Below are 15,282 nucleotides of genomic sequence, written 5' to 3' on the forward strand. Positions count from 1 at the left end.
TATTACTTTCGTTTCTTCCATTAGCTACCATAAAATTATGACATGGCGACTTCTAAATATTTCATTGTATTTTCTTTTTGCTTATCTAATTCAAGATGAACAGATTTAAAATCAATCTCAGTAAGCAGTGCTGCGTCTAAGTCTTGACTGTCTTCAACCAGACGATTTCCTAACCCTAGCCCATTCAAAAAATACTTGATTCGATTAGTTCCAGACTCAGGTTTGATTGATATAAAAGGAACTCCAAAATTTGCTGCAAATGCAGTCCCATGAAAAGAGTTTGTAACTACAAATGAAGCGTTATTTATAAGTGTCATATACTCCAGTGGGCTAGCATCACGATAATGACGATCTGTTTTATAAAGTAAGAAAGGATCTTGATCGATAGCTATAATTTTTAAATCGAATTTTTTGGCAACTTTATTTATTATTTCGTATACTAAACGATCTTTTTTAAGTGTATAGACAAATATATAAGGCTCCGTAGGAGCTTGCTGCTCTGGCAATTTCAGCAATTCAGACCATTCTTGGCGAGTTAGTAATAAGGTGGGATCTAAGGTACAGCTAATATCATCACGCTTTGATAAGGTTTTCATGCGTTCAGCCGTATCAATTTCGCGAAATGATAATGAGGAAAAACTATTAAGAGCATCTCGAAGATAATCACTTTCATCTCCTTCATGTATATAAGATCCTGCACTTGTTGAAAACGCCACTTTTGGCTTACCTTCAACAAAATCCAACATATAGTTTTTATCAAAAGAACCAATAATTACTGGATTCCAAATTTGGTCGCTACCACAAACAAAAACATCAAAATCATCGTTTAATTTCTCAAGTTCAAATTTTGTATGACAGGGTTGAGTTAAATTATAATTTTCTTTCATAAAATGATGAAATCTGGTTAACAACCTTTTACGAGGAAAATAACGACTAATATCTTTAATTAAGTGCAAAGCGGAACGTGGACTTTTACTAAACCGTAAAAGCTTCATTGTATTTTCTAACTGTGGCGTTTTATAGTCGATTATCGAAACTTTTCCAAATTTAGAAAGAATCGTTTGAGTAGCTAACGCCTGTAAACAACCACCATAGCTATTGGCATAATGTATCGTGATAAGAGCTATCTTTTTCATCTTGTAATCCTTTACTAAAGTTTTGTATAAATTTCTTCGATAGGCCGGCGTGGCGATTGACAAACCTTACTAGTGTCATTGGGATAGCCGATTGCAAGCATCATAATTACAGAGTGTTCTGGGTTAATAGGCAATAGTTTTCTCAATTTTAGGTCAGTTGCTGCATCCTGACTCCAGTTAAGACAACAAGAACCTATGCCGATTGAATGCAATGCCAGGATCATGGACATTGAGAAAATGCCTCCATCAATCCAGTGCTGATAGCGCTCTTTGTATGAAACAAAGGCTTTTAAATCACTACAGATAATTAAAAGTCTTTTAACTTTATGACCAAAACCACGATTTCCATTCTGCAATGATAATGCAGCACTGATAACTTCCGGGTTCTCAAGATCGTAGATATACCATGCTTGCCGGTTACAAACCGATGGAGCTTTCATAGCCATGTGAATAGCACGTTTTAATTCAGTGTCTTTAATACCGAGGTCACTAAACTCACGGATAGAATGACGCCCTAAAAAAAACTCTTCAGGATTTTCTAAATTTAAAGTAGAGTTTTTAATTTCTAGTATTCCACCCTCTTTACTAGCTTCATCAGAAATGTGTTGCAACTCCCTATGCAATTTCATTCCTTCACCTTTGTCTACGATTTGAGCTGTAAAATCACTCAAGACTTTCAACGCTACTCGATCCTGAAAGCCATAATCATTTGCCTCTTTCGCTCTATCTAAAATAGCTTTTAGCAATTTTGCGTTCTTTCCACCAGCAGATGGGTTTCTTTCAGTTAAGCTAAGGCTTTTCTCTAAACTATGATAAACGCGAACAGAGGCGTAATTTCTTTCCTGCTTATTACGCATATTTTGGCGCCATCCGCCGTAACGAGTAAACCGAAAAAAATCATAGAACATACATAAGAGGCAAAAAACCAGACGACCAAATGACTTTAATATACTCACCAAAATCTCCATCAATTTTTGATAACCAGCCGTTTAGCTGTAATGAAATATAGTAATGCAAGAAGAGCATTACTTATGATTGTTGCAGTAGCAGCACCCACCATTCCATAAAGCGGTATTAACACTAAATTAAGAGAAATATTTAATAGAGCAACTAAAATCATAAGTTTAACCTTTAGTTTCATGTTATTTTGGGTAACAAGAACAGCACCAGAACTAAAAGCAACAAACATGAAGGGAACAGAAAAAGAAAGTATTTTTAAAATAAAAGCTGCTTGAGCATAGTGATCGCCAAATAGTATTGAGACCATCCAATCTGCTGTTATCCAAATGCCAATAAGAAAAATAAGACCCAAAAACAGCATAGCAATATTGCCTTGTTCAAACACTTCCCTTACTCTTGCAGGTTCCTGTATTGACCAGCGATGTATTTTAGGTAAAAAATATTTTTGATATATAACCCCAGGCAAAAGATAAATAGCCGAGATTACCAGGAAGGCAATATTGTAAATGCCTGCACTAGTATCGCTGTCTAAATATTTAAGCAGTACTATATCACTTTGGTAATATATTAAATGAGCAAACGCAGCTAAACCGAATGGCCATGATAGATTAATTACCGTTTTCCAATTTTTTCTCTCACCGTTAAAAACATTAGTGTAATTTTCGTGTCCGACTAGACAAAATGTTCTATTAAACATCGGTTTTAGCATGTAATAGCCTACTGGAATCATTAATACTGCCACAGCTGCATACATTAAAGATCCTAGCACTACGTTAACATTTTTACTTAAAAATAAAGCTAATGCGGCTACCAATAAGAATCGTGATAAATGCGGAAAAAGCTGCCACATAGCTAAAGATAAAAATCTTTCCTCGAGCTGTAATCGGCTACTCACTAGCTCTAGAATCACTTGCGCTAGCACATGAAAAGCTAACAAGCATAATACCAAGGTTGTTAGTTGATTATGCGGCCCCACCATAGCCCAAGCTATTAATCCGCAAAACACGAGCCCTGTAGAATATGAAATAAACCTCATGGAACCGCTTAACCATCGCCTTGCTGCCCAGCCTTCTTGACCAAACGCTTTTAGCCAGAATTGGGCAACTCCAAAACCAGCAAGAGGTACGAACAGCATTACAAAAGACAAAGAAGATGAAAAAACACCGTACGCTTCTGGAAGCAACAGGCGAGCAAGAATAGCTTGCGTAATGAAAGCCAATCCTGCACCAGCCAGGGTTGCAAGCCAAAGTGAAGAAACAGCTTTTATTGCTTCACGTTTTAATAAACTCATTCCGCTCCTAAAGCTCGGCTTACGCTAATCAAAACCATTCTTTACTATTCTTGTAAATCACGGCGTTTCATATTTTTAAATAATACTGACATCAATGCGATAACGAGCCCAAAGATACTACCTATAACAATAGACAGTGCTAATATTAGGGGCTTGTTAGGTGATACCGTTCGCTCTCCTGGAAAAGCATACTCAATTACGTCCACTACCCTCTCAGTTACTATAAAATCATCTAACCCGTTTTTAGAAGATTCATCTTCGCTTATGGAGTCACTAATCTGTTGTCTTGCATCTATACTTTGTTGATTATCTCTTACATCTTGATTACTTAACCCTTTATCTAATGAGCTAATCAATGCGTCTCTCTCTGACTCAAGCGTTTCATAACCCATAAAATATTTAGGCAAATTTCCAACGTTAGAATAAATTATTTGGCTACCGCGCTGTTCGCCATCGAGTTGATAAGGCATCGTTGGTGTTTGAATATTCAAGTTACGAGCAACTGTTATTGCACGTTCAACTTCAAATATCTCTTCTTCGCGCTCTGTGCGAAGCGCAGCTTGTTCTAAGTTAAGGTTTATATCCAAACGCATTAATTGAGCTTGGTTATAAGCAGCAAACCTTGCATGTAGCCTAGACCAAACCGTACTTGAAGTTTCTGCTATGTAAGAATTTAAGAGTTCATCACCATTTTCACCTTCTGGGTACCGATACTTAATACTCATAGTCATACTTCCAGTCCGGTCTGCAACAAGACCTTCAATGGTAAATCTTTTTTGAAAAAGCTCTATTAAAGATTCTTCACTATCAAAGGATAACTCATCCCCTCTTTCTTCAATAAAGGCTTCAAAGTTCTGAAAACTAGTTAACCTATTCCCTAATGCTCTATATGCATCTTCTGGAGAAATTTGAAAATCATTGAAGTGATTGAATACTGCAAAATTTGATGCCGCTGCTGGAGCAGCTCGAAAACGGGCTTCATAGACAGGTGTTACTAACCATAAATACACTAGACATAGAGATACACTTAGCAATAAAGTACCGATTATCCAATACCAAGAACCTAAAATAGCTATAGCTAAATCTCTCAAATCAATTTCATATGATTTTGCAACTTGAGCATCTGATTCCATTGCCATTTCCGTTTTTTCCCTATTCTATTCATTAATAGAAAATCACTATTGATCGTAATGTATAAATAACCATATCTTATTTTTGCCCACTTGGGCGGAGTATGGCACCTTAATTGACAAAACAGTCGATTTTATATTTATCTGCTAGATAACACAATAATACGGAACTCACTTAGCGATAGGGGAATTTTCAATGCCAGCACTTAGTAAACAAAAATCATTACCATCTTTTTTTGATATTGCGCTGCTTATGAATTTTCTTTTCCCTATATGAAATAAAAGACCTTCATTATTAAATGAAAGTCTTAAGAAAATTAAATATTTAGCACTTTAGCAGCTTATCACTAAGCTATCTTAAAAATGATAGCGGGCTCCGGACAGCCAATACGTTCTATTAGCTGTACTTTCTTGTCGGACGCTGGGTGCGTCACCGTCGGCTAGCTCTACGAACACATCGAACGCGCTGGAGACCTTGTAGTAGGCACCCGCTGCCCAGGCGCTGCTCTCCTCGCTCTCGTCACGGTCTACGTTGTAGTAGTCGGCGGTAAATGCCCATGGACCAGTGGTGTAGGTTCCGCCTAGGCCAAGTGTCTCGAATCCTCCACCATAGGTGGCACTATTATCTTGCGTTTCTGCCCCTAAACGCATGGTTAGCTGGTCACTCAATGCATAGGAACCGATCAGCCCATAGAGCATTTCACCATTCCCGCCGCCGCGTACTACGTTTTCAACCGTGCCAAACCCGACTTTGAAGGGACCTTGCTGATAATGAACACCGCCTTGTGCGGCAATCACCTCGCCCTCTTCACTCTGCTCAGCTGGGGTTGATCCACGCTCACTGTACTGTTTTAGCTGCACAAAGCTGGTAAATCCGTTTAGCTCTGGCGTGTAGTAGCCAATGGAATCCCCCCTGGATTGTAAACCAGTCGCGTTAAAGAGCAGCCCGCGATCTAGGTAAACGTCAAAGGGGGCTGATACAAACTGGTAATAAAGACTATCGAAGTTCCCAGCTTGAACGGTGCCGTACTGCTTGCTGGCCAGGCCAATGTAGCTTTGGCGGATCTCATTAAAACCCTGATCGGTATTGCGCTCATCACCTGTGAAACGCCACTCTAGACGCCCAAAAGCAGATAAATCTGATGTGACATCATGGCTCATGCGAAAGCCAAGCCGTGAATAGACATCGACAAATTCTGTACCGTCATCTACCTCGTTACCTGCGCTATCGAACTCGGGGCCACCACCAGCAATGCCCATGGCAATGCGCCCGTAAATATCAAACTTCGCTCCTTCTTGGTCGTAGAGTGTTGTGGCTTGCGCTACCGATGCAGACAGTGAGGCGCTAACAGTGGCTGCTAACAGCGTTTTTTTCATCGTTAATCCCTTACCTTTATTTTATAAACCTACCTATATGATGCTATTGGCTTATGCATCTTATGAAATGTTATAAGATAACAATAAATAAAGGAAGGTGATTTCACTTCCCAATGCTCCTAGGCTGTTAATTTATCGGTAAAACAACCATGACTATTTATCAATAGAAAAAACAGGCAAAAAAAACCGGCCTCTAAAGAGGCCGGTTCTATTGGTTCTGCTAGGCAGTTTACCCTTTAAGCGTAGTATTTAAACAAGGCTTAGAAGTGGTAACGTGCGCCAGTCAGCCAGTATACGTCGTCGGTCAGGTCACCAAGGGTAACGTCACGATCAACAGTCGGCGCGTCGCCATCGTTCAACTCGAGGAAAACGTCGAAGTTGCTGGATACGTTGTAGTAGGTACCTAGAACCCAAGCGTTGCTATCGTCTAATTCTTCACGGTCTACATTGTAGTAGTCTGCAGCAAATGCCCAAGGACCTGTAGTGAAAGTACCACCTACACCAACTTTATCGTAGCCGTTTTCGTCGTTAGCACCACGAAGGTCATAGCTATCATTGTTGTCACGAGTTTCATAACCCAGACGTGCAGTGAACTGGTCAGTGAAGTCGTAAGAACCGATCAGGCCGTAAAGCATTTCGCCATTACCGCCACCACGCTCAACATCTTCAACAAAACCTAGACCAACAGTGATCGGGCCTTGTGCGTAACGAACACCACCTTGTGGTGCTACAACTGCACCTTCTTCAGTAGTGCCAACGCCTTCAACTTCGCCGCGCTCGCTGTAGTGCTTAGCTTGCAAGAATGCAGTCCAGCCTTGCAGGTTAGGCGTGTAGTAACCGATAGAGTCACCACGTGACTGTTTCGGATGGCCAGCAAATTCTAAACCACGATCAATTTCCCAGTAGAACGGAAGAGAAACGAACTGGTTGTAGAAGCTGTCGAAGTTACCTGCTTGAAAAGTACCGAACTGGTCACTTTGCAGGCCAAGGTAGCTTTGGCGAACTTCATTGAAGCCGCTGTTACCATTGCCGCTTGGACCAGTACGCTCGTCACCGCTGAAACGCCACTCAACACGACCGAACGCAGTCAGATCGCGAGAAACTTCGTGGCTCATACGCAGACCAAGACGCGAATAAACGTCTACAAACTCAGCGCCGTCATCGATTTTCTGACCAGCGTTATTGAACTCGGGGCCACCGCCAGCGACACCCATGGCGATACGGCCATAAACATCTAACCGAGTGCCGTCTTGGTCATAAACGGTTGCTGCTTGTGCTGCAGCAGAGGCACCCAGGGCGCCAACGATAGCAGTCGCTAAAAGTGTTTTTTTCATGATGTAAGTTCCTTAACTCGTATACTGTTTCGATCGTTGCTGCTCAACTCTTAATAAGTTGGCAGTTGGCTTTTGCGGGCCATGCTCTTTTGCCATCCACCGGTTTTTCCCAGTGGTATGCGGCATGTCCTCAACTAAGCCTTGTTATAGTCCAATGCTCGCAGAACAAACTCTATACCGGGACTCAAGGGAACGCAATAGAAAAAAACAGTGTTTTCTTACTATTTGTACTTTTTTATGGAACCCCTGCCTACTGACCTGGTCTCAGCGGCCTTTGAATTTTTGCTGTAGGCCTAACAATTTGTCTTCCATGCTAAGCGGCTTACGCGGCTCGCTTTTTTCGCTTTCTGCCTGCTCTGCCGCCTCTTGGCGGGGTTTATGCGCAACAGGCTTCGGTCTAGGTGGCGCTTTCTTGGACGGCTGCGGCCCTTTCTGATCACCACGTTTTTCTGCTGCATGCAGTGCCGATTGCTTATCAACCTTGCCGGCAGGCTGACCATCTAAATCTACCCGCTCAACACCCTCTCGCACGGCTTTTATGTAGCGAGGAAGGTTCACGTAGTTGGCTAAGGCGCGGCGAATCAGTTTATTTGGCCACTCTTCGCGCTCGGCAAGCTCTTGGTGAATGCCTACTTTTAGCGGTTTGGTGTGCCCCTTAAAAAACGCTTTGGGGTAGCGCTCGTACCATTGATTAAGCAGGGCGTGCGGCGAAGGCACTGACGCTGTTTTAGGGTCGCTAGCCGCTTCGCTGGGCGCTTTTTCTGCAGAGACTTCTTCAGGTTCAGGGACTTTCTCTTCAGCTGGTTCTTCTTCGAAGGCTTTAGTGTCTTGAGCTGGCGCATCGTCGCTGAGCACTTCTTCGTTATGTGTTTCAGTTTCTATTGTCGTCGCGGTTTCTGAGCTTGGCACGCTTTGGGCTTGGGCGTCTTTCAGCGCCAATTGCTGTTTTAGCCGCTGATTTTCTTCGCGCAGGGCTTGTAGCTCAGCTTGTGTGCGTTCAAGACGCGTTTCTAAGTCATCCAACATATTCATTAAGCTGGCGGCCATAGCCTTCTCCTTTGACCTTTTCAGTCAGCGATACGCTCGTAGACCACAAAATCGTAGTTTGGCTGCCCTTCTGCTGGCTGCCCCGCTACGCGCTGTACTTCTTGCCACTCGCTGGGATCAAAGTCAGGAAACGTGGCGTCGCCTTCTACGTCTATATCCACTTCTGTTATGTAGAGCCGCTGGGCAAAGGGTAGCGCTTGGCGGTAGATTTCCCCGCCGCCCATCACCATGATCTCTTCTGCCGCTTCTATCGTGGCATGTTGGTCGGCCAGTTCCAGCGCTGAGGTCAAGTCATGGCACACGCGCACGCCTTCGTGGGAAAACTCCGCGTTGCGGGTTACCACTACATTAAGCCGGTTCGGCAGCGGCTTGCCAATGGAAGCGTAAGTTTTTCGCCCCATCACGAGCGGTTTTGCCTGGGTGATGCGTTTAAAGAACTTTAGATCTTCAGGTAGGTACCAAGGCAGCTTGCCGTCTACGCCGATGACGCGGTTTTTTGCCATGGCGACAATCATTGCCACAGGCACTAGAGAGTCGAAGCTATCCTTGTGCTTAACCATGTCGCTTTGCTGGCTCATACCGCCACCTCGGCTTTGATGTGGGGGTGCGGCTCGTAAGCCTCAATCTCAATATCTTCAAACCGGAACGCAAACAGGTCGTCTATTGCTGGGTTAAGCACTAGCTTTGGCGTGGCCTTTGGGTTGCGCGCGAGCTGTTCTTTGGCCTGTTCCAAGTGGTTACTGTACAAGTGCGCATCGCCTAAGGTGTGGATAAATTCACCCGGTTGCAGGCCGGTTACTTGCGCGACCATGGTTAGTAGCAAGGCGTAGCTGGCGATGTTAAACGGTACACCGAGGAAGATATCGGCGCTGCGCTGATAGAGCTGGCACGATAGCTTGCCGTTGGCCACGTAAAACTGGAACAGGCAGTGGCACGGCGGTAGCTGCATTTCGTCTACCTGTGCGGGGTTCCAGGCGGAAACAATCAGGCGGCGCGACTGTGGTGAGGTGCGAATTTGCTCAAGCACCTTGGCAATTTGGTCAACGCTGCCCCCTTTTGGGTCAGGCCAGCTACGCCACTGGTAGCCGTAAACGGGGCCTAGATCACCGTTTTCATCTGCCCATTCGTCCCATATCCGCACGCCGTTCTCTTTTAGATAGGCAATATTAGTGTCGCCCTTCAGGAACCATAGAAGTTCGTGAATGATAGAGCGCAGGTGCAGTTTTTTGGTGGTGATGAGCGGAAAACCACGCGATAGATCGAAACGCATTTGGTGACCAAACACGGAGCGCGTGCCCACGCCTGTGCGGTCGTGGCGGTCAACGCCATGCTCCAAAACGGTTTGCATCAAGTCTAAATAAGGTTGCTCAAGCGCGGGCGTTGGTACAGTCACAGAATTTCCAAATTAACAGGCGGTGTAGCGGCTTATTCTAGGTGGTGGGGTCATAAGGGGCAATGCGAAGATTGCCCCTCTTTTTTTGACCAGCTGGCTAAACGCTCCCTTTGCTACACTTTTTGGATTTTCACATCCACTGGCTGGGTGCGCGACCAGGCAATAACGAAAAGGCCTAGGGCAATCATGGGGAGGCTGAGCAGCATACCCATGGTGAACCAGCCAAACGCAAGATAGCCAATATGGGCGTCGGGCATGCGAACAAACTCGACCATAAAGCGGAAAACGCCGTAGCAGACTAAAAACAGCCCGGATAAGAAGCCGCGAGATGTCGGTTTAGCGGAGACCCACCAAAGAATAGCGAACAGCACGACGCCTTCCAGCAAAGCTTCATAGAGTGCGGATGGGTGGCGCGGTTCAGGCTCCATACCGGGAAATGGCATGCCCCAGGGTAGCGAGGTCACGCGCCCCGGTAGCTCGTGGTTGATAAAGTTGCCGATGCGCCCTGCCCCCAAACCGATGGGAACCAAAGGAGCAATAAAGTCCGTTAGGGTTAAGAAGGCTAGCTGTTTGCGCCGAGCAAATATCCAGGCCGCGAGCAACACACCGAGCAGGCCGCCGTGAAAGCTCATGCCACCATCCCATACGCGAAAAATCCATAGCGGGTCAGCTGTCCACTGCCCTAGCCCGTAGAACAAGGCGTAACCTAAGCGTCCACCTGCCACCACCCCGATCGCACAGTAGAAAAGTAAATCGCCGATATCGTCATTATTAAGGCCGATGAGCGATGCCCGCCGACAACCGAGCCACCACGCTGCGACAAAACCTACTACGTACATCAAGCCATACCAATGGACTTGCAGCGGCCCTAGGGAGACAGCCACTGGGTCAATCGTCGGGTAATTAATCATTGACACTCTCTAATCTGACCAAAGGGAATTTTCATTCACGAATCACTAATAGCGCCCAACTTACTTGGCTAGCGGGCAAGTTTAACGCCTGAGCAGGCAAATGGAACGCTGGTGGCAACAATACTGAAAAACGCAAACCACATCTCTACGCCTACTCCTTACCCCGAGCGACCGCGGCTAGGGTTGATTGATCGAACGCGACGACCGTTGATCATTCAGGGCGATACTCATGCAGGAGGTGTCGGTTTAAGCGTGCCAGGAAACCAATGGGCAATCATGCTGAGAAGAGTTTGAGGTTGGTATGGTTTGGCAAGCAGGTCATCCATACCGGCTGTTAAGCAGGCATCACGCCCGGCGCTGTCGACGTTGGCTGTCAGCGCAACCAGCACGCTTTGGCTACTGCTATGATGGCGCTCATATTCACGCCAGCGCCGGGTAGTCTCAATCCCATCCAGGGTAGGCATAAAAATGTCCATCAACACCAGATCAAAGAAAGCGCTCTGCTGGCGTTCAAGCGCCTGCTCACCGCTACTTACACCTTCTACTTGAAGACCCTGGGTTTCCAGCATTTGCCGTGCCAGCATCAAATTCACCGGCCCATCATCAACCACCAGCACACGTAAATTGTTCCCGCCCTTCACTATATCTTCTTCAGCAGTATGCTGAACAAGGTTAGCTAATAGCGCGCGAATATCTAACAGCCGCTCGCGCACATCCATAATATTTTGCCGACAACTATCGGTGACCTCGGTTTCGGCCATAGCGTTTAAGTGTTTAAACAGGCTGTCAGTTTCACGCTGGAGCAGTAACAGATAACCTGATTTTAAACGCGACTCTTCCCGCGCTCTGTCACGCCCCGCCATTACGTGTTTGAGCTGCCGCTGCTGGTGTTGAAGGTCGTCCAGTAGCGTTTGTTCATGCTCATACTGTGTGCTTTTAGTAGCGGCATTAGCCACTTGCGAGTAGTTAATGCGGCGTTTTAGCCCGGCTAGCATTTCGTTAACGCCGACTAGACGCTGTAGAGGAAGAGGAGGTTCGTCGGACGCATCCGGCGGGGAGCATTGCCGCTCGAGTTGTGAACCTTCAGCGGTGGCGCATAATACCTGACTGTGCCGTTCAAGCTCGGCGAGCTCTTGCATGAAACGAATGTCGTTACGCCGGCCACGCGCTTTGACCAACATTAGGAAGGCGCCGACATTCAAACTGCTACCGAGGAGCAAGGCGATCATTAACCATAGCAAGGTGCTCCAGGAGGCGTGGCTTGGGGACATCCACCACACCATTGCACCGACTACCAGGCAGAGCGCAATCAGTGCCGCTTGCAAAAGTAGCAGCGGCCACAGCAGTGGCCATACGATGGTGTTCCAATAGTACTCCTTTTGATAGCGTTGCATGATTTCGCCTTCCTCTTGGCCGAATGGGCGCTGATAACGTGACCGCTGTTTAACCGCTGAGATAGCTGCCAATATTACGGTACTCACACCCTTTTGGGTGATGATTTATGCTACAAACATGATACTGATATCAGTGTACGTCTACGTTTCGTTACTGTCATGCTGCTCTTCCGTTGAACATTTTTCACCCTTTCGCCTACGAGTTTGTTATGTGTTTGATTTCATTTGCTTGGCAACCTGGCACGCCGACGCCTTTGTGGCTGATAGGCAACCGTGATGAGTTCCATGCGCGTCCGACCGCGCCACTGGCTGAGTGGAAAGGTCACCCAGCGATTGTCGGTGGCCGTGATTTAGAGGCCGGAGGCTCTTGGCTGGCTGCCAAACACGGCGGTGTTATTGCAGCCTTGACCAACGTGCGCGACCTGCAACTAGTCACACCGCCTGGTGCGCCAAGCCGAGGTGAACTGGTCGCAGGTGCCCTGCAGTGTGACGATATCGACGCGTGGCTAACCGCACTCAGCGAGGAGGAAGCACTGCGCTATGCAGGCTTTAACTTGTTAGTGGCGACTCCACAACGGTTGTGGCATTTGCACCGTGGTCGTGATCGCCTAGCCTTAAGTGAGGTGGCCCCCGGCGTCTATGGTCTCTCCAATGCCGACCTAAACTCCCCCTGGCCAAAGCTTTTACATGTGCGTAGCGCACTCGAACATACGCTTTTTCAGCTAGACCCTGTTCAAGCCTGGCCTCACTTCGTGCAGCGCGCGATACAAAATCCTCAGGAGGCTGCGGTGGAGGAGTTACCGGATACCGGTGTGGGGCTTGAATTGGAGCATCGGCTATCGGCGGCGTTTATTGTTGGCGAGCGCTATGGCACCCGGGCCACTTCGTGGCTGACGTTAGACGCCCAAGGGAACATCGACATTAGCGAGCAGCGCTTCGGGCCGCTGGGGCGGTTTGAGGGTGAAACCACCCTGGCGCTTCCCAGCGATTCATTGGTATCTGCGCCCTAGTCGCGCGGAGGCATCAAATGCGCCAACTGCCACTCATCTAAACGCTGATCTAAATGCGCATGTACTTGGGCAGGGGTATCCAGCTCCATCACTTCTTTAAGCAGCTGCTGGGCATCGGTAAACGGTACTCGGCGGATTGCCGCGCGTACTTTGGGTAGGCTGGGCGCGTTCATGGATAGGCTGGTAAAGCCCATTGCCATCAGCAGTAGCGCTCCAGCCGGGTCACCGGCTAATTCACCGCATAAAGAGATGGGTTTATTAAGCCGCGTGGCGTCGTTGGCAAGTTCCAGCAGCGCGCCGAGTAGTGCTGGGTGCAGGGCATCGTACAGACTCGATACCCGTGGGTTATTGCGGTCCACCGCCAGCAAGTACTGGGTAAGATCGTTGCTGCCTACGGAGAAAAAGTCGACTCGCTTCGCCAGCGCATCCATTTGATAGATAGTGGCGGGCACTTCAATCATCACACCGACCTGAGGTCGAATGACCGTAATGTCCTCTTCCCCTAGCTCTAAAATGGCGCGATCCAACAAACGCAGCGCCTCATCGACCTCTTCTACATTAGTGATCATCGGGAACAGCACGTAGAGGTTATCGAGATCGATAGAGGCTTTGAGCATGGCGCGCAGTTGCACCATTAACACTTCGGGGTGGTCCAGCGTTACCCGCATACCGCGCCAGCCAAGGAATGGATTAGCCTCTTCGATGGGGAAATAAGGCAGATCTTTGTCGCCACCAATATCCAGCGTACGCATCACGACCGGTAGTGGCGCAAAGCCTTCTAACTGATCGCGATAGAGCCGGGTTTGCTCTTTTTCACCGGGGAAGCGTTCGGTAATCATAAACGGCACTTCGGTTCGGTAGAGCCCCACCCCACCGATGCGGCTTTTCAGCAGCGCAGTGGCATCGACTGCCAACCCGGTGTTCACCATCAGCGGCATGATATAGCCATCGGGCGTGGCGCTGGGCAAATCCTGTTCGTGCTCAAGCAGTTCGCTGAGCGCCTCTTCTTCGGCGATCAGACTGGCATAACGCGCAGTAAGTTCAGGCGCTGGGCGCACAAACAGTCGGCCACGGTGGCCATCCAACACCACCGGTGCACCACCTAGGCGTGGCAGCGGTAAATCCACCATGCCCAGCACTGTAGGAATACCCATGGCGCGGGCGACAATCGCCACGTGGGACGTGCTGGAGCCGCGCACCGAGACGAGCCCTTTGAGCTTGTCGCGGGGGACTTCACCCAGCATGGCCACGCTAATTTCATCGCCGACCAGGATAGCGTTATCGGGGTAGGTTTCCGGCGTGGATGGTGTATCTTCCTGCAGATGGGCGAGCACACGGCGGCCTAGATCACGAATATCCGCCGCTCGCTCACGCAGGTAGTTATCGTCAACCCGCTCTAAATACTGTACGTGGCGTCGCACTACATCGGCGAGTGCGCCTGGGGCCCACTGCCCTTCACGAATACGCTTTTCGACTTCATCGGCCAATGCCGCTTCACCGAGCATCTGCTGATACACATCAAACAGCGCCAGCTCCTGGGCGGAGATACGGCTGGCCAAACGTTCGGCCGCCGCACGAATTTCGCTACGTGTTTTGCCAATCGCTTCTTTTAAGCGTGCAACTTCATAATCCAGGTCGCTGGGTACCAAATCAGGCACGCTGTTTAAGTCAGCAGGCGGGGTAATCACTACCGCTTCACCCATGGCCATGCCTGGCGAGGCGGCAACGCCTTTAAACATTGCCTGCCCCCCCGCAAGCGCCGGACGCATTAGGTTGCCGGTCGCCAACGCATGGGCCAATACACCTGCCAACTGAGCGGCCATGGTCACCAAAAAGGCTTCGTCTTCATCGTCGTAGCGGCGTTTTTCGGCTTGCTGAACCACCAGCACGCCCAGCATATGGCGCTGATGAATAATCGGCACCCCCAAAAAGCTGGAGTAGCGCTCTTCACCGGTGGCTTCAAAATAGCGGAATTGCGGGTGGGTCTGGGCGTCTTCGAGGTTAAGCGGCTCACTGCGCTTGGCTACTAAGCCTACTAGGCCTTCACCTAATGGCAGTACAACGCGCCCAACGGCCTGAGTGCGCAGACCAATGGTCTCCATTAATACCAGCGACTCAAGCTCTTTGTCGTACAGGTAGAAAGAGCACACGTCGGTCTGCATTGCTTTACGAATTCGACGTACCATTGTGGACAGCGCGGCATCGAGGTTGCGCGCGCCGTTCACTTCCTGAATCACCCGGCGCAACACCTCAAGCATGGACGTTTTACTTTTCACTGTTATTTGCCTCGCTGAGGAAT

At 47.9% G+C, this 15,282-nt stretch carries 13 protein-coding genes; 1 reads left to right on the top strand and 12 read right to left on the bottom strand.

What is annotated here, in order from left to right:
• Positions 1-35: 35 nt before the first annotated feature.
• From HZS80_RS12135 to HZS80_RS12185, 11 genes are all read right to left on the bottom strand, one after another.
• On the bottom strand, positions 36-1,136 hold the full coding sequence (locus HZS80_RS12135) for a polysaccharide pyruvyl transferase family protein (protein WP_035566836.1): 1,101 nt from the start codon (positions 1,134-1,136) through the stop codon (positions 36-38).
• A 14-nt stretch (positions 1,137-1,150) separates the two neighbouring features.
• Positions 1,151-1,993 carry a nitroreductase family protein gene (locus tag HZS80_RS12140; protein WP_218927687.1) on the bottom strand — a complete coding sequence of 281 codons (843 nt, stop codon included), beginning with the start codon at positions 1,991-1,993 and terminating at the stop codon, positions 1,151-1,153.
• Between the two features lie 110 nt (positions 1,994-2,103).
• A complete protein-coding gene (locus HZS80_RS12145) occupies positions 2,104-3,387 on the bottom strand; it encodes a flippase (RefSeq protein ID WP_179916235.1) in 1,284 nt (427 codons plus the stop codon).
• A 44-nt stretch (positions 3,388-3,431) separates the two neighbouring features.
• Positions 3,432-4,520 (bottom strand): Wzz/FepE/Etk N-terminal domain-containing protein, encoded by a 1,089-nt coding sequence (locus tag HZS80_RS12150; protein WP_179916236.1) that lies wholly within the window; start codon positions 4,518-4,520, stop codon positions 3,432-3,434.
• Positions 4,521-4,874: 354 nt separating this feature from the next.
• Positions 4,875-5,894 (bottom strand): porin, encoded by a 1,020-nt coding sequence (locus tag HZS80_RS12155; RefSeq protein WP_179916237.1) that lies wholly within the window; start codon positions 5,892-5,894, stop codon positions 4,875-4,877.
• Positions 5,895-6,154: 260 nt separating this feature from the next.
• The gene (locus HZS80_RS12160; protein ID WP_179916238.1) at positions 6,155-7,228 is read right to left on the bottom strand and encodes a porin; all 1,074 of its coding nucleotides are present in this window, start codon (positions 7,226-7,228) and stop codon (positions 6,155-6,157) included.
• 264 nt (positions 7,229-7,492) lie between these two features.
• A complete protein-coding gene (locus HZS80_RS12165) occupies positions 7,493-8,275 on the bottom strand; it encodes a ProQ/FINO family protein (RefSeq protein WP_179916239.1) in 783 nt (260 codons plus the stop codon).
• Positions 8,276-8,295: 20 nt separating this feature from the next.
• On the bottom strand, positions 8,296-8,853 hold the full coding sequence (locus HZS80_RS12170) for a dihydrofolate reductase (protein ID WP_035555444.1): 558 nt from the start codon (positions 8,851-8,853) through the stop codon (positions 8,296-8,298).
• Positions 8,850-9,623, bottom strand: coding sequence for a thymidylate synthase (locus tag HZS80_RS12175; RefSeq protein ID WP_218927692.1), 774 nt, complete (start codon positions 9,621-9,623; stop codon positions 8,850-8,852). Before HZS80_RS12175 ends, HZS80_RS12170 begins: the two co-directional genes overlap by 4 nt.
• Positions 9,624-9,781: 158 nt before the next feature.
• Complete coding sequence (gene lgt / locus HZS80_RS12180) at positions 9,782-10,579, bottom strand: prolipoprotein diacylglyceryl transferase (protein WP_179916241.1); 798 nt, start codon at positions 10,577-10,579, stop codon at positions 9,782-9,784.
• Positions 10,580-10,806: 227 nt separating this feature from the next.
• Complete coding sequence (locus tag HZS80_RS12185) at positions 10,807-11,973, bottom strand: response regulator (protein ID WP_179916242.1); 1,167 nt, start codon at positions 11,971-11,973, stop codon at positions 10,807-10,809.
• A gap of 209 nt (positions 11,974-12,182) precedes the next feature.
• On the opposite strand from HZS80_RS12185, the gene HZS80_RS12190 reads away from it, so the two are divergent.
• Positions 12,183-12,983, top strand: coding sequence for an NRDE family protein (locus HZS80_RS12190; protein ID WP_179916243.1), 801 nt, complete (start codon positions 12,183-12,185; stop codon positions 12,981-12,983).
• On the opposite strand, the gene ptsP is transcribed toward HZS80_RS12190, so the two are convergent.
• Entirely contained in the window at positions 12,980-15,241 is a 2,262-nt protein-coding gene (gene ptsP, locus HZS80_RS12195) for a phosphoenolpyruvate--protein phosphotransferase (RefSeq protein WP_179916266.1), read from the bottom strand. The two genes, HZS80_RS12190 and ptsP, sit on opposite strands and share 4 nt — an antisense overlap.
• Between the last annotated feature and the right edge of the window lie 41 nt (positions 15,242-15,282).

The sequence above is a fragment of the Vreelandella glaciei genome (assembly GCF_013415125.1).
Classification (GTDB): Bacteria; Pseudomonadota; Gammaproteobacteria; order Pseudomonadales; family Halomonadaceae; genus Vreelandella; species Vreelandella glaciei.

Excerpts from the sequence above, each read along its gene's own strand:
- HZS80_RS12135 (WP_035566836.1), bottom strand. The coding sequence starts at position 1,136 with ATGAAAAAGATAGCTCTTATCACGATACATTATGCCAATAGCTATGGT.
- HZS80_RS12140 (WP_218927687.1), bottom strand. The coding sequence starts at position 1,993 with ATGCGTAATAAGCAGGAAAGAAATTACGCCTCTGTTCGCGTTTATCAT.
- HZS80_RS12145 (WP_179916235.1), bottom strand. The coding sequence starts at position 3,387 with ATGAGTTTATTAAAACGTGAAGCAATAAAAGCTGTTTCTTCACTTTGG.
- HZS80_RS12150 (WP_179916236.1), bottom strand. The coding sequence starts at position 4,520 with ATGGAATCAGATGCTCAAGTTGCAAAATCATATGAAATTGATTTGAGA.
- HZS80_RS12155 (WP_179916237.1), bottom strand. The coding sequence starts at position 5,894 with ATGAAAAAAACGCTGTTAGCAGCCACTGTTAGCGCCTCACTGTCTGCA.
- HZS80_RS12160 (WP_179916238.1), bottom strand. The coding sequence starts at position 7,228 with ATGAAAAAAACACTTTTAGCGACTGCTATCGTTGGCGCCCTGGGTGCC.
- HZS80_RS12165 (WP_179916239.1), bottom strand. The coding sequence starts at position 8,275 with ATGGCCGCCAGCTTAATGAATATGTTGGATGACTTAGAAACGCGTCTT.
- HZS80_RS12170 (WP_035555444.1), bottom strand. The coding sequence starts at position 8,853 with ATGAGCCAGCAAAGCGACATGGTTAAGCACAAGGATAGCTTCGACTCT.
- HZS80_RS12175 (WP_218927692.1), bottom strand. The coding sequence starts at position 9,623 with ATGCAAACCGTTTTGGAGCATGGCGTTGACCGCCACGACCGCACAGGC.
- lgt (WP_179916241.1), bottom strand. The coding sequence starts at position 10,579 with ATGATTAATTACCCGACGATTGACCCAGTGGCTGTCTCCCTAGGGCCG.
- HZS80_RS12185 (WP_179916242.1), bottom strand. The coding sequence starts at position 11,973 with ATGCAACGCTATCAAAAGGAGTACTATTGGAACACCATCGTATGGCCA.
- HZS80_RS12190 (WP_179916243.1), top strand. The coding sequence starts at position 12,183 with ATGTGTTTGATTTCATTTGCTTGGCAACCTGGCACGCCGACGCCTTTG.
- ptsP (WP_179916266.1), bottom strand. The coding sequence starts at position 15,241 with ATGCTTGAGGTGTTGCGCCGGGTGATTCAGGAAGTGAACGGCGCGCGC.